Raw genomic sequence first — 14,203 nt, 5'->3', positions numbered from 1 at the left:
GTCAGTTCCCCCCTCGTCCGGTTCCGGCCTCCGCGGCCGGGGCGGTCGCCGCCCCACTCCCGGGGACGACATGGACGGTGCCGCTGGGGCGCCGGGTGAACACGGCGCCGTCATCGATGACGACCGTCGTGGTCGCCGACTCCACGATCGCCGGTCCCCGCAGCTCCGCGCCGACCGGCACCGATTCCAGCCGCCAGACCGCTGCGCCTGTCAGCCCGATGCCGGGCAGATAGATCTCGCGCTCCCGGCGCACGCCGTCGCCGGCCCCCGCCTCGGGCAGAACCGGGTCGGTGATGCGGCAGCGCGCCCTGACATGCCAGCTCTCGAACTCGATCGGCGAACCGGGATCGTCAACGGCGAAGGCATCCCTGTGCACCTCGTGGAACGCCTTCTTCAACCGTTCGAGCCCCTCACCGTCCAGTGACCCCTCCGAACCCATCTGCACTTCCAGCTCCCAGACCTGGCTCGGATAGCGCGCCTCGACGGAGAACTCGACGGACGTCTCGACGGCGCCGGCGCCCGGCCCGGCGATGAAGTCCCGGGCCCGGACCGCCAGGTCCGCGAGCACCGCGTTGACGCCCGCGAAGTCGAACGCCCCGGTGGTGGTCCGGAACGTCGTCTCGAAGCCGCGCGACAGGTCGGAGATCAGCGCACCCGCCGCGCTCAGGGCCGGCCCCATGATCGGGACGATGACCTCCCGGCAGCCGAGCCGCCGAGCGATGGCCACGGTGTTGAACCCGGCGGCGCCGCCGCCTCCCACCAGAACGGCCTGCGCCACGTCGACGCCCTTCTGCCCGCTGATCTCCTCGATGGCACCGACCATGCGCTCGGTCGCGAGCCTGTACACCGCGCCGGCGGCCTCCATCACGTCCAGTCCGAGCGGCTCGCCGATCCGGGTCCTGATCGCCTCACGGGCCGCCTCCAGGTCCAGCGCCGACCGCCCGCCGAGGAAGTAACCGGGATCCAGGTAGCCCAGAACGAGGCACGCGTCGGTCATCGTGGGGCTGGTGCCGCCCCGCCCGTAGCAGACCGGACCCGGGTCGGCGCCGGCGCTCTGCGGCCCGACGTGCAGGAGCCCGCCCTCGTCGACCCAGGCGATGCTGCCGCCGCCGGCGCCGACGCTGCGCACGTCGACGGACGGAAAGCCGGTCATGTGGCCGCGGAACGGCTCGCCGATCCAGGACTCGCGCGTCCACGGGATCCGGCCGTTCCTGACGACGCTGACGTCGTAGCTGGTCCCGCCGGTGTCGGCGACGATCGCCATGGACGCCGTGGTGTCCAGATCGGCGAAGTACCGCCCGGCGACCGGGGCCATCGCGGGACCGGAGTTCAGCGAGTGGATCGGGGACGCCGCCACGTCCTCGGCGTCCAGCGCGCCGCCGGCGGAGGTGACCATGAGCACCCGGCCGGTGAAGCCCGCCTCCCGCAGGCGCCCCTTGAGCCCACTGATGTACGCGGTCATCAGCGGCTTCAGCGACGCGTCGATCGCGGTCGCCGAGGCTCGGCGGTACTCCCGGACGCAGGGGTTGAGCTGGTGCGAGAGGGTCACCGGGACGTCCGGCAGCAGTTCCCGCAGCAGTTCGCCCACCCGCAGTTCGTGGGCGGGGTTGGCGATGGACCACAGCAGGCAGACGGCGACGGCCTCGACCCGCTCCCGGCGCAGCGCGGCGGCCAGGTCGGCCACGGCCTCCTCGTCGAGCTCCCGGACCACCTCCCCCTGGGCGCCGATGCGTTCGGGGACCTCGAAGGTGAGCGAACGCGGGACATAGGGCTCGGGGTACGGCTGGCGCTGGTTGAAGATGTCGCGCCTGCCGCCCTCGCGAAGCAGCAGGATGTCCGGGTGGCCCTCGGTGGTGAGGAACGCCGTCCGGGCCACCTTCTTCGTCAGGACGGCGTTCAGCCCGCGCGTGGTGCCGTGGACGAGCATGGTCCCCCGCTCCAGCAGCGCCCGTCGTGAGCAACCGCGTTCGGCGGCGGCGACCTCGAAGGCGTCGAGAATGCCCTGTACCGGGTCCGCGGGCACGGTGGAGCTCTTGTGGACGCTCAGGTGGCCCTCGTCCTCGATGACGAGGTCGGTGAAAGTGCCACCCGTGTCGACTGCAAACCTCATGGAGACGTTCCTGCTTTCAGGTCGCCGCGGCGACGGTCAGTAGATCGCGAGCTTGCGCAGTTCGCCGGCGATGCGGTCGGTGGTGGGGACGATCTCGTCCTCCAGCGCGTGCCCATAGGGGATGGGGACGCGTTCGGCGCCGACGCGCACGACCGGTCCGTCGAGGCTCTCGAAGCAGTGCTCCCCGGCCCACGCGGCGACCTCGCCGCCCCAGCCGCAGAACTCGACGGCCTCGTACACCACGGCGAGCTTGCCCGTCCGCCTCAGCGACGCCTCGACCGAGGCGGTGTCCAGGGGCCACAGATAGCGGAGATCGATAACCTCGCATGCGACGCCCTCGGCGGCGAGCTCCTCGGCCGCCAGCACGCAGCGCTCGACCATCCGGCCGGCCGACACGACGGTGATGTCGCCTCCGGGGCGCACGACGCTCGCCCCGAAGCCGTCCGGTCCGGTGCGTGCATCGATATCCCCTGAAGTGCGGAAATACAGGTTCTTGCTCTCCAAGAAAATCACGGGATCGTCGGAACGTATAGCGTGCCGGAGCATCCAGTAGGCGTCCGAGACGTTGCCGGGCATCGCCACGACCAGCCCCGGCACATGCGCGAAGAGGCTCTCCAGGCTCTGCGAGTGCTGGGGGCCGTGGTTGGTGCCCCCGCCCGTCGGCATCCGGATGGTCAACGGCACGCTGAACTGGCCGTTGCTCATATAGCGGATCTTCGCCCCGAGGTTGACGATCTGGTCGAGCGCCAACAGGACGAAGTCCGAGAACATGATCTCGACGACCGGGCGCATGCCCTCCGTGGCGGCGCCGATCGCGAAGCCCACCACGCCGGCCTCGGAGATCGGCGAGTCCAGGACCCGGTCGTCCCCGAACTTGTCGACCAGCCCCTGCGTGACCGTGAAGACCCCGCCGAGCGCCCCGACCTCCTCGCCCATGACGACCACGCTTTCGTCGGCTGCCATCTCGGCCTCCAGGGCGGCGCGCACCGCTTCGGCGTACTTGACCTCACGCATGGTTCTGCAGCTCCGGAGAGGTGTAGACGAACGATTTCGCCGCGGCGGCGGGCGGGCGCTCCGCCGCCTCGGCCCGGGTCCGCGCGGCCTCGACCTCCGCGGCCACCTCGGCGTCGATCTGGGCGACCCGGCTGGCCGCGTAGGCATCCAGCCGCGCGCGGAGGTTGGCTATCGGATCGTTGAGCGCCAGCCAGTCGCGGCCGGCCGACTTGGGCCGATACCGGTAGTCGGGATCGGAGAGGCTGTGCGGCCGGACGCGGTAGACGCCGCATTCGAGGAAGGCCGGAGACCCCGCCCGCACCTGCGCGACCATCTCCCGGGCGGTCTCCGCGACCGCGATGACGTCCCGGCCGTCCACGTAGCGTGCGTGCATCCCCGTCCCCTCGACGATGCGCGCGATGTTTCCCGGCGCCCCGAAGAGACGGTCGGACGGCATCGAGTGCGCGAGGCCGTTGTTCTCACAGACGATCAGGCAGGGGCTCGCCCAGAACCGCGCGAGCAGCAGCGTCTCGTGGGTGACGCCCTGGGCGAACCCGCCGTCGCCGATGAAGGCCACCGCGATGTCGTCGCCGCCCCGGCGCCTGCGAGCCCACGCCGCGCCGGCCGCCCAGGGCAGGCCTCCCGCGACGATGGCGTTCTCGCCGAGGAATCCGCTCCGCCGGTCATGCAGGTGCATCGAGCCGCCGCGCCCGCCGCTGACCCCCGACGTCCGACCGAAGAGCTCGGCGAGGACCCCCTCCATGGGCACGCCCTTGGCGAGCGCGTGCCCATGCCCCCGATGGGTGCTGGTGACCATGTCGCCGTCGCGCAGCGCCGCGCAGACACCGACGGCCGCAGCCTCCTGGCCAAGTGACGAATGGAACGACCCGGACATGCGCCCGAGCCGGTGCATCTTCTCGATCTCCAGTTCGACGGCGCGCACGACCGTCATACCTCGGTAGAGCGCGTGTGCCTCGGCCAGGTCGGCCTCGCCGACCGGAAGGCCGGTGAAGACCTCCGCCGGCGCGTGCGAGTTCGCTGCTGTCTGGGTCATGGGGGCTCACTTCACCGGAACGGATGGGTCTGCAGGTCGTGCCAGGCGCCGGCGGCAGGCAGGTCCTTCACGGTTCTGAGGCCGGGAGCCGCCTGCAGGACTCCCGGGATGCTGTTCACCAGCTGCGCCGACGTCGCCGGGATCGCGTCCATCCCGGGCGACAACGTGAGGTTGACCGGATGCCGGCCCTCGATGGCGAGCGAGTCGACGGTCTTGAACCCGGCACTCTCGGGACGCAGGTGCAGGACCAGATCCATCTGGACGAAGGGGTCCCCGCCGACGTACCCGGTGGCCCGTTGCAGGAAGCCGTCGGTGTATCCGGCCGGCACCTGGCCGTACCGGGTCGGGGCAGGGGTCTCGGCGATGAACGGTTCGAACCGCTCGGTGACCGGACCGTCGAGCAGCAGCCCGAGCCGCTCGCAGACGAGCTCGATCGACTCGGGGAACCCGACATGCCCGGCGATGGTGCCGGCCTCGTGGCCCCTCTCGAACTCCTCTGGGGTGTACCCGATTCCGAGGCGGCGGTGGATGTTCTCCCCGAAGCCGGACACGTCCACGGCGCGGTGCCCGCGGATCGTGCGGACATCCCACGACACACCCGTCGCGGCGACCAGAAGCGAGTCGAAGAGGAAGCCGGGGTTGACCCCGGTACCGAGGACGGTCGCACCGCCCTCGCGCGCGGCCGTGTCGATCCGCGCCGCCGCGGGGGCGTGCCTGGTGAACGGGAAGGCCAGTTCCTCGCAAGGGGAAACGACATCCACGCCGGCTCGGGCGCAATCCACGATGTCGTCCTCGGTGTCGCGCAGGAACGAGCCCGTCGCGTAGAGGATGACCTGCGGATCGGCCGACAGCACGTCCTCCAGGTCGCCCACGACGGTGGGCCCGCCCGGCGCGGCCGAGCCCACCACCTCGTGCAGGGGATGACCCACCGCGTCGGGTTCCTTGGTCGCCGCACCGACGATGTCGAACCCCGTCCGGTGCTCCAGCAGAAGACGGGCGGCCGCACCGCCGATGCTGCCGAGGCCGCACAGGCCTATCCGGACCGGACCACGGTTCATCTCGTCTCCTCGAATGCACGATTAGCGAACATGAGTACGTATTATGAACACTCTGGGGGAGGTGTCAAGAGGGCGAGTGTGGCGCGTCCTACCTGGAGAGGGGGCACTGCCTCCGCCGTTGTGCGATCGGAGGCAGGCGTCCCGATGACTCGACGGCGCGTCTAGGCTATGTTCATCATCCGTGCATCTGACCGCATAAGGCTAGATGTTGGGATCCACGAGACGACCAGGGAGCCGGAATGGCAGAACCACGCGCTGTGACCGTGCCCAGCGAAGGCGACCGACTGAGCGGATTGCTCTACCTGCCGGAGGGACCCGGCCCCCATCCCGCCGTCGTGCTCGCCGGAGGGTGGTGCTACGTCAAGGAAGTGGCCCAGCCGTTGTTCGCGGAGGTCTTCGCGCAGGCCGGCCTCGCCGCGCTCGTCATCGACTACCGCTACTTCGGCGAGAGCACGGGACAGCCGCGACGGCACATCGACCCCTGGCGGCAGATCGAGGACTACCGGAACGCGATCTCCTGCCTACAGGCCCTCGACGACATCGACGGCACCCGGATCGGGGCCTGGGGCATCTCCTACAGCGGCGGGCACGTCCTCATCCTCGGCGCCGTCGACCCTCGCGTCCGCGCCGTCTGCTCGGTCGTCCCCGTCATCGACGGATGGGACAACCTCCGCCTCTCGCACGGCACGGTGAGCTTTCGCGCCTTGCGAACCGCCCTGGAAGAGGCACGTATCCGGCTGTTCGAGACGGGCGAGCACACCTACATCGACCACCAGCCGGTCGAACTCGGGGCCGTCGGAACCTTCCCCTTCCCGGCGAGTCGCGACACCTTCGCCCGCATCAAGGGGACGGAGGCACCCGGATATGTGGGCAACGCCACGGCCCAGTCGACCGAGATGCTGCTCGCCTACAGTGTCCGCCCGTTCCTGACGCGCCTCGTCGCCACACCCACCCTCATGTGCGTCGCCGAGGGCGACGACCACACGCACTGGGACCTCGCGGCCGAGGCGTTCGACGCGATCCCCGGCCCCCGCAAGAAGTTCCACGTGGTTCCCCGTTCCACCCACCTGACCCTTTACGAGGACGTCGAGGTGCGCCGCGAGACGGCAGGGGTGGCCGCGGCCTGGTTCACCGAGCACCTCTGAACTTCCGTTTCGACAGCCTCCCGCCAAGCACCTGACAGCCACCCGGTCAGGCGTCGGTGTCCTGGGACCGCGGCTGGGACGATCGCCGCCGTCCGGCCGCGGACTCCTTCGACCAGCTTGATCAGCAGGGTGTTGACGGTGGGAGATCGGCGGATGCTGAACCGCCACATGGGGGCGACGACCGTCCGCTCAGCAGCGCCGGTCCGGGTGGGCGTCGATGCGGACGGGCAGCGTGCCGGGGCTGTTGGTGAACAGAGAACGGGCGCTCCGGAGCTCGCTGTCCGGGACGGCGAGCCGCAGTTCCTGGTACCGGCTGAACAGCTCGCACAGTGCGATGCGGGATTCGAGGCGGGCGAGAGGCGCCCCCAGGCAGTAATGGCTTCCGGAGCCGAAGGCGACCTGCTGGGTGTTGGCACGGGAGATGTCGAACCTGTCGGCGGTGGGGCCGTGGACGCCGGGATCGCGGCCGATGCCGGCGTACAGGCTGACCAGGAGCTGCCCGGGCGGGATGCTGGTGCCGCCGATGGCGATCGTGTCGGTGGTGTAGCCGGCCACCAGGTAGTTGATCACGCCGTCCCACCGCAGAGTCTCCTCCACGACGGCGCTCCAGCCGGCGGGCGGAAGCGTTCTGGCGCGGGCGAGCTGGTCGGGGTGGGTGAGCAGCGCGCGGACCGCGTTGGTGATCAGGTTGAGGGTGGTCTCGTGCCCGGCGACCACCAGCGCCCACAGTGTGTCGAGCAGCTCCCGGTGGGGCAGGGTGTCGCCGCCGCCGTCACGCACGGTGATCAGGCTGCTGGTGAGATCGGTGCCGGGTCGGGTGCGGCGGAGTTCGACCAGTTCGTCCAGCAGCTCCAGGCGGCCCTGTTCGAGGGCGGCGGCGTCCGCCGCCGTCTTGTCGTCGGTGCTGAGCAGTATGTCGACCAGGGTCCGGAAGCGGGGCCGCATCGGTCCGGGGATGCCGAGCAGGTGGCAGATGACGCCCATGGGGATCGCGTAGGCGTAGTGGGCGCGTAGGTCGACGGCGCCGTCCGGGCCGCGGTGGCAGGGCAGGGCGTCCAAGGCGTCCCGCACGATGCGTGTGATGTCGCCGGCCATCCGCTCCACGCGCCTGGCGGTGAACACCGAGCTGATCATCCGCCGGTGATGCCGGTGTTCGGGGTCATCGAGGAAGAACAGGCTGGTCAAGCCGATGAACATGCCGGCCAACGGCCAGTCGGAGGGGACGAGGCCGTCGCGGTGGGCGGCCCAGTGCCGGTGCGCGACCCGGGAGACGGCGGGATGCCGCCCGAGCTGGGCGAGCAGGTCCTGCCGGGTGACCATCCAGGCGTGCACGGTGTCGGGCAGGCCGGGCAGCACGGTCCGCACGACCGGACCGGCGGCGCGCAGCCGGGCCATCTCGGCGTGCGGGTCGGCGCCGAGGGGGTCGATGGTGACGATCGGAACCGACGGGTGCCGGTCGCTGATGGGGGCGTCGAGCTGAGTCACGGGCTTCCTCCGGTGCGGTGGACCGGACGGCGCCGGCCGCGGGGCCGGGCCGGACCGGCGATCGGTTGGACGGGGCGAACCGGTGCGGGGGGCCGGTCCGCGGGGACGCGGGCGGGCTTCACGGCGGTCTCGCCGGGGTATCGGCCCAGGCCGGGCGTTCCAGGATGTCGATCACGGCGGCCGACCACGTGAAGCCGGCGCCGACGCTGACGAGCAGGCAGCGGTCCCCGGCGCCGAGCGCGCCGGTCAGCATCAGGTGCTCCAGCCCGGCGATGGGGTCTCCGGCGCCGAGGTGCCCGATGTGCCGGCTCCACGGCCAGGTGGTGATCTCCGGCCGGAGGCCGAACCTTCGCAGGTAGCTGCCGTTGAGCCGGTGGAGGCCGAGGTGGGGGAGGACGACGCGGTCGATGTCGGTGAGTCGCGCCCCCGCCTGCGCCAGCGCTTCGGTCAGCACCGCCTCCTGCCCCGCGCACACGCGCGCCGCCACGTGTCGCATCCCGGCGCTGGCGAGGAAGTCGCGCTGGCACGCGTCGAGGTCGACGATGGAGCGCGCGCTCAACGGAGCGGGCCCGAAGGAGTCGTCGCCGCGGTGCATGCCCTCCAGTTCCGGGTCGCTGACCGTCGCGAGGCTCCGCAGCAGGCCGAACCCCCGCCGCCGGGACAGCGCGAGCGCGGTCCCGCCGTCCGCGTAGACGGTTCCCGGGTCGCTCCGCCACCGGTCGAAGGCCGGCGGGCCGAACTTGTCGCCCGTCGTCACGAGCGCGGCCTCGCGGCCGGGAGCGGCGACCAGGAAGGCGCGCGCCAGCTCGACCGCGGCCATGCCCCCGTTGGACGCCTGGCGTATCTCCACCGCCGGGCAGTCGTTGCCCACGGCGACGCGTTGGACGTAGGAGGCCGGGGCCCACACGTCGTGGCCCTGGTAGAAGAAGTTCGCGTGCAGGATCAGGGCGATGTCCGCTCCGTCGTAGCGCGCCCGGCGCAGCGCGATCCGGGCGGCCCTGCCGGCCATCTCCGGCGCCGCCTCGGCGCCGGCCACGGCGACCGACACCATTCCCGTGCGTCGGGCGAGCCTCTCGTCGCAGTGGCCGTCGGCGACGGCCTGCGCGACCGGCAGCAGCGGCGGCAGCCAGGTCGCGCAGGCCGTGATGTAGATGTTCGGCTCGCTCACCGAGCAGCCTCTCCACGTCCGTAGGGGAGTACCGGAAAGCGCGGCCTGGGCGGGCCCGGGGGCTCCGCCTAGGCCGCGACCGCCTCGATGATCGAGTACTCCCCGAGCGTCCGCACCGGGAGCACGGTGCCGATTCGCAGGCCCGCGGCGTTGAGGATCTTCTCGAACTCCTGCCGGGTGCGTTCCTTGCCGGTGAGGGTGCTCAGCATGACCAGGTCGAGCGCCCAGCCGAAGTGAGGGGTGCCGGGGTCCGGCAGGACGGGGTCGATGATCAGTACGCGGGCGTCGCCCTTCATCGCCGACCGGCAGTGCCGCAGGATGGCGGTGGCCTGCTCGTCGCCCCAGTTGTGGATGATGTGCTTGAGGATGTAGACGTCTCCGCCGACGGGGACGGTGTCGAAGAAGCTTCCCTCCTCCAGGCGCCACCGCTCGGCCGTCTGCGGGGTGTCGAGGACGTGCTCGCGCAGCGCGCTCCGGTCGTCCTGGAGAACGCCGTTCAGCCGCCGGTTCCGTTCGAGGATCGCGCGCAGCAGCGAGCCCCGCCCCCCGCCGACGTCGACCACGGTGCCGGTGGCGGGGAAGTCGTAGGCGTCGATCACCCTTTCGATCCCCGTCTCGGAGAGCCCGACCATCGACGCGTGGAAGGTCGAGGCGGCCTCGGGGTCGCTGCCCAGCCATTCGAAGAACGGCTTCCCGTACAGCTGCTCGAAGGCGCTGGACCCCTCCCGGACCGCGTCGCCGAGATGCCCGGCCGACCTCCACATGTAGTCCTCGGAGAACATGATCACGGCGCTGCGCAGGGACGGGCTCGCGTCGGAGCGCAGGAGCCCGGCCGCCGGCGTCAGGTGGTACAGGCCCTGGTCGTCCTCCCGGAAGATGCCCTGGGAGGCGAGCATGCGCAGGACCCGGCGCAGCGACGCGGCGTCCATGCCGGTCATGTCGGCGAGCTCGGCGGCCGTTCGCGGCCGGTCCAGGTGGTCGGCGACGCCGGCCCTGGCCGCGACGGCGAGCGCCGCGGTCCGGTAGATCCCGACGGTCTGGTCGAGGATGATCGTCGCGGCGGCGATGCTGTCCTGGGCTGGTTCCATTCCGATCCTCCGTACTCGTCTTCTCGGATCTGCCCTGACTCGTGAGTCGGCCCGCGCCCCTACGAGACGGGCGTGTCGACGGCGTGCCGCCCCGCCGGCGGACCGCCGGACGGGGCCTGCTTGCGCGCCATGACCAGGCCGTTGCAGGAAGGGGCGTCGATCGGCCGTACTTCCGGCGCCTCGAATCCCGCCTCCCGCAGCCAGGCGCCGTACTCGGCGGCGGTGTAGTTGCGGCCCCGGGTGGCCACGAGCATGTTGAGGCTCATCAGCGCCGCGTCGGCGGGCCCGGACTTGTCGTCGTGGACGAGGAGCTCGCTGATGATCGCCCGGCCGCCGGGCACCAGCGCCCGGTGGCATGCGCGCAGGAGCCGGCGGCATTCGTCCGGCCTCCAGTCGTGCAGGATCATCGAGAGCAGGACGGTGTCGTATCCAGACGGCAGCTCCTGGACGCGGAAGTCCCCGCCGACCGTGCCGATCCTGTCGCTCAGCCCCTCGGCCTCGATCCTGGCCCGGGCGAGCTCGCACACGGGCGGCAGGTCGTAAATGCTGATCGCCAGCTGCGGGTTCGCGGCGGCGAGCTCGATGGCCCAGGCCCCGGTCCCGCCGCCGACGTCGAGCAGCGTCCGGGCGCTCGACAGGTCGATCCGCTGAACGGCCGAGGCCGCCGACTGCCGGGACAGGGAGTGCATCGCGTCCTGGAACTGCGAGGTCAGCTCCGGGTCGACGATGTCGAAGGGGGTCTCCTCCTGCCTGCCGGACTGCCAGCCCATCGGGCGGTTGGCGCGTATCGCCTCGGTCAGGTGGGCCCAACCGGGGTAGTTGCGCTGGTCGAGATGGGCGATCCAGCCGCCGAAGTAGTACCTCCCGCCCTTGACCAGGTAGGTCTCGGCGAGCGGGCTGTTGCCGTACCGGCCGCCGCCGACCTTGAGCAGTCCGAGCGAGGCCAGGGCGGTCGCCAGCGTCTCCGCGGGCCGTTCCTGCACGTCGAGCCGCCGTGCCAGGTCACTGATCGGTTGTGCGCCCGTCTCGTGCAGGAGGTCGAAGAGCCCGAGCTCCTGCGCGCTGACGATGGCCTTGAACGCCCAGAAGCCGGTGCAGATCTCCATCAGGTCCTTGATGGAGCCGGGCGGTGTGGTCTCCACGGTCACTGGTCCCCTCTGGTTCGCGACGTCCCGTCCGGCGATGGCGCGGTCATCGCCTCCGGCGTTGCCGGGTGCGCTCGCCTGGCGGCGAGCGCCGCACGCGGACCGGCCGGCGTCACCGGGCCGGCGCCGCGATGTGCTGATTGATCACTTCGGTGGCCTGGGTGATGCTGACGTGGAGCAGTTCGCCGAGCAGGGGGTCGGGGAGCTTGACCTTGTAGCGAAGCTCGATCTGGGACATCAGGTCGGCCATCGCGATCGAGTCGTATCCGAAGTCGGCGAGGCTGCGGTCGCTGGTCGTCACGCTGTCGTCCGACGGCGCGGGCGCGCCGTCCGACGGCAACATGGCGATGAGGTCCTTCTCGTTCAGCCGGACGTCTGGGTCCATGGTCGGTGCCCTTTCTAGGCGGACGTGGAGTGCGGGTCAGTCCAGAGCGCTGACCACGAGGGCCGAGTTGTGGCCGCCGTGCCCTCGGGCCAGGACCAGTACGTTGCTCAGCCGGGTCTCGCGCGGACGGTCGTAGACCATGTCGACGCCCGGCTGCCGCGGTACGCCCCCCAGCCGGGCGGTAGGGGGGATGACCTGGTGGTGCAGCGCCAGGAGCGCGGTCGCGACGTCGAGGGCGGCTCCACCCGCCCCCATCGTCCCGGTGAGGGTCTTGGGGGAGGTCACGGGCACCGCGTGGCCGCCGAAGACCTCGGTGACGACCGCCGTCTCCACGTCGTCCAGGCCGGGGGCGGAGCCGCCGGCGAAGACCACGTCGATGTCGGCGGGATCGACCCGGGCGTCGGCGAGGGCTGCGCGGGCCGCGCGTTCCAGCCCCGAGTCGCCCGGCCGCGGTGCCACCGGGTCGAAGGATGTTCCGTAGCCCTTGATCTGCCCGTAGGGGGTGGAGGGCCGAGGGTGCGCCGTGTGCGATTCGAGCACGAGGGCGGCGCCGCCCTCCCCGACCACGCTGCTCGCGTCCGGGTGTCGCGCGTCCGCGTCGGCGAGATACCCGGACGCGACTTCCCGCCCGACCGGGTCGAGGAAGGAGTCGAAGCCGCCGGTCATGGCGACGCGGCCGCCCCTGCGGAGGTGTCGGCACGCCTGCGCGACGGCGTCCAGCCCGCCCGCCTGCCCGCTCACCAGCGTCCAGGCCGGGCCGTGGGCGTCGTGTCGGATCGACGCCTGGCTGGAGTTGGCGGCGTAGAACCAGGCATAGGACAGGTAGGGCTTGACGTGCCCGGGCCCCAGCGTCCAGAGCTTCCGCAGTTCTTGTCCGACGTAGTCGGTGCCGCCGAAGGCGTTGGCGAACACGGCGCTCCGGCCTTCCGCCGGGACATCGGACAGTTCGAGCTCGGCGTCGGCCAGGGCCCAGTCCGTCCCGGCCAGAGTCATCTGGGTGACCCGGGCGGTCTGGGGCAGCAGATGGGCGGGGATGTGGGCCCCCGGTTCGAAGGAGCTGGCCAGAGTGACCTGCCGTGCGCCGGTGAGCCGGCTGGTGTCACAGGCCAGGGCCGCTCTCCAGAAGTCGGCGTGGCCGAGACCCGTCGGGCTCAGCACGCCGAGTCCCGTGACGATGATCCTCTCCGAGCGCGTCACCGGCGACCTCCGGGGGCGCCCATCAGGATCGCCGTCTGGAGACCTCCGAACCCGCTCCCGGTGCACAGCGCGACGTTGGTGCGGTGCTCGCGCCCGATCAGGGGCACGTAGTCCAGGTCGCATTTCGGGTCGGGGTCGTACAGGTTGGCCGTGGGCGGGATGAGGTGGTCGCGGATCGCCATGGCGCAGGCGATCAGCTCGATCGCGCCCGCCGCGCCGAGCGAGTGGCCGACCATCGACTTGATCGAGCTGATCGGGACGGTGAAGGCCCGCGGCCCCAGCGCCTGCTTGAGCGCCGCCGTCTCGTGCTCGTCGTTGTGCCCGGTCGCGGTGCCGTGGGCATTGACGTAGTCGACCTCGCCCGCCGGCACCTTGGCGGTGCGCAGCGATTCCTGGATCGCTTCGGCCAGGTCGGACCCCCGCGCATCGAGGCCCGTCATGTGGTGGGCGTTGGCGCGGTGGCCGCAGCCGAGCATCTCGGCCAGGACCACCGCACCCCGGTCGCGGGCACTGCCGGCCTCCTCCAGGACCAGGACGCCCGCGGCCTCGGCCACCACCATGCCGTCGCGGTTGCGGTCGAACGGGCGGCACGCCTCCGCCGGGTCGCCGTCGTGGGCGGAGGTGGCCCGGATGGCGTCCATCGAGGAGACCGCGACCGGCGTCAGGGGCGCCTCGGTGCCTCCGGCGATCACGACGTCGGCCTGCCCGTCCTCGATCAGCTGGACGCCGTGGGACACCGCGTCCAGTCCGGAGGTGCAGCCGTTGCTCACCACGCGCACCGGCCCGCGCGCCCCCACCTGCTGGGCGACCACCTGGGCGATCACGCTCGGCTCCGCCTCGGACAGCGGCCGCCCCCTGCCGCCGGGGCCCCCGAGGGACACGGCGAACCGGTTGGTGGTGTTGCGCGCGGTCCAGTGGTCGAAGGAGCTGACCCGGCCCAGCGCGCTTCCCATCGAGACCCCGATCCGGTCCCGGGGGATCCGGTCCGGGTCGAGCCCGCTGTGGGCGATCGCCTGCCGCGCCGCGACGTGGGCGAACTGGCCCGCGCGGTCCAGCCGTTGGGCCTCGTCCGGGCCGATGCCGTGCTCCCGCGAATCGAAGTCGCATTCTCCGGCGACCTTGGAACGAAACTCCGTCGGGTCGAAGAAGGTAATCCTCCGAATGGCCGAGTCGCCATGGACGATCAAATCCCAGAACGGTTTGATGCCGATTCCTGCCGGCGTCACCGCCCCCAACCCCGTGACGACCACGCGGCGGGGCCCCGCCCCGGTCATCGAAGACTCCCGAAATGTGGATGACGACGCACGATCTCCCCCACTAGTTGGATGAGTCGGCAATGCTGGTGCCGTTGTCGCGCTTGCAACAATGAGCACGC

The 14,203-nt window shown here is 71.5% G+C and carries 12 protein-coding genes; 1 reads left to right on the top strand and 11 read right to left on the bottom strand.

What is annotated here, in order from left to right; all coding sequences use genetic code 11:
• Position 1 precedes the first annotated feature (1 nt).
• The 4 genes from CHC11_RS12420 to CHC11_RS12405 are packed head-to-tail and all read right to left on the bottom strand — an operon-like array spanning position 2 to position 5,215.
• Positions 2-2,110 (bottom strand): hydantoinase/oxoprolinase family protein, encoded by a 2,109-nt coding sequence (locus tag CHC11_RS12420; RefSeq protein WP_089311852.1) that lies wholly within the window; start codon positions 2,108-2,110, stop codon positions 2-4.
• Positions 2,111-2,146: 36 nt separating this feature from the next.
• On the bottom strand, positions 2,147-3,124 hold the full coding sequence (locus CHC11_RS12415) for an alpha-ketoacid dehydrogenase subunit beta (RefSeq protein ID WP_089311851.1): 978 nt from the start codon (positions 3,122-3,124) through the stop codon (positions 2,147-2,149).
• Positions 3,117-4,157 carry a thiamine pyrophosphate-dependent dehydrogenase E1 component subunit alpha gene (locus tag CHC11_RS12410; protein WP_089311850.1) on the bottom strand — a complete coding sequence of 347 codons (1,041 nt, stop codon included), beginning with the start codon at positions 4,155-4,157 and terminating at the stop codon, positions 3,117-3,119. The genes CHC11_RS12415 and CHC11_RS12410 overlap by 8 nt, the downstream gene beginning before the upstream one ends.
• An 11-nt stretch (positions 4,158-4,168) precedes the next feature.
• On the bottom strand, positions 4,169-5,215 hold the full coding sequence (locus CHC11_RS12405) for an NAD(P)H-dependent amine dehydrogenase family protein (protein ID WP_089311849.1): 1,047 nt from the start codon (positions 5,213-5,215) through the stop codon (positions 4,169-4,171).
• A 239-nt stretch (positions 5,216-5,454) separates the two neighbouring features.
• Between CHC11_RS12405 and CHC11_RS12400 the strand changes: the two genes are divergently transcribed.
• Positions 5,455-6,360, top strand: coding sequence for an alpha/beta hydrolase (locus tag CHC11_RS12400; protein ID WP_089311848.1), 906 nt, complete (start codon positions 5,455-5,457; stop codon positions 6,358-6,360).
• Positions 6,361-6,549: 189 nt separating this feature from the next.
• Here CHC11_RS12400 and CHC11_RS12395 read toward each other — a convergent pair whose 3' ends face one another.
• From CHC11_RS12395 to CHC11_RS12365, 7 genes are all read right to left on the bottom strand, one after another.
• The gene (locus CHC11_RS12395; protein WP_245919126.1) at positions 6,550-7,845 is read right to left on the bottom strand and encodes a cytochrome P450; all 1,296 of its coding nucleotides are present in this window, start codon (positions 7,843-7,845) and stop codon (positions 6,550-6,552) included.
• A 118-nt stretch (positions 7,846-7,963) separates the two neighbouring features.
• Positions 7,964-9,013, bottom strand: coding sequence for a ketoacyl-ACP synthase III family protein (locus CHC11_RS12390; RefSeq protein WP_089311847.1), 1,050 nt, complete (start codon positions 9,011-9,013; stop codon positions 7,964-7,966).
• A 68-nt stretch (positions 9,014-9,081) separates the two neighbouring features.
• Complete coding sequence (locus CHC11_RS12385; protein ID WP_089311846.1) at positions 9,082-10,101, bottom strand: methyltransferase; 1,020 nt, start codon at positions 10,099-10,101, stop codon at positions 9,082-9,084.
• 59 nt (positions 10,102-10,160) lie between these two features.
• Entirely contained in the window at positions 10,161-11,243 is a 1,083-nt protein-coding gene (locus CHC11_RS12380; protein WP_218826046.1) for a methyltransferase, read from the bottom strand.
• Between the two features lie 115 nt (positions 11,244-11,358).
• Positions 11,359-11,631, bottom strand: a complete 273-nt coding sequence (locus tag CHC11_RS12375; RefSeq protein ID WP_089311845.1) for an acyl carrier protein — start codon at positions 11,629-11,631, stop codon at positions 11,359-11,361.
• Between the two features lie 36 nt (positions 11,632-11,667).
• The gene (locus CHC11_RS12370; protein WP_089311844.1) at positions 11,668-12,828 is read right to left on the bottom strand and encodes a beta-ketoacyl synthase N-terminal-like domain-containing protein; all 1,161 of its coding nucleotides are present in this window, start codon (positions 12,826-12,828) and stop codon (positions 11,668-11,670) included.
• Positions 12,825-14,102 carry a beta-ketoacyl-[acyl-carrier-protein] synthase family protein gene (locus tag CHC11_RS12365; RefSeq protein WP_089311843.1) on the bottom strand — a complete coding sequence of 426 codons (1,278 nt, stop codon included), beginning with the start codon at positions 14,100-14,102 and terminating at the stop codon, positions 12,825-12,827. Before CHC11_RS12365 ends, CHC11_RS12370 begins: the two co-directional genes overlap by 4 nt.
• Positions 14,103-14,203 lie beyond the last annotated feature (101 nt).

The organism is Actinomadura mexicana, from assembly GCF_900188105.1.
Taxonomy (GTDB): domain Bacteria; phylum Actinomycetota; class Actinomycetes; order Streptosporangiales; family Streptosporangiaceae; genus Spirillospora; species Spirillospora mexicana.
The sequence above is the reverse complement of the archived record's forward strand: the minus strand, read 5'-3'. Positions and strand labels throughout refer to the sequence as shown.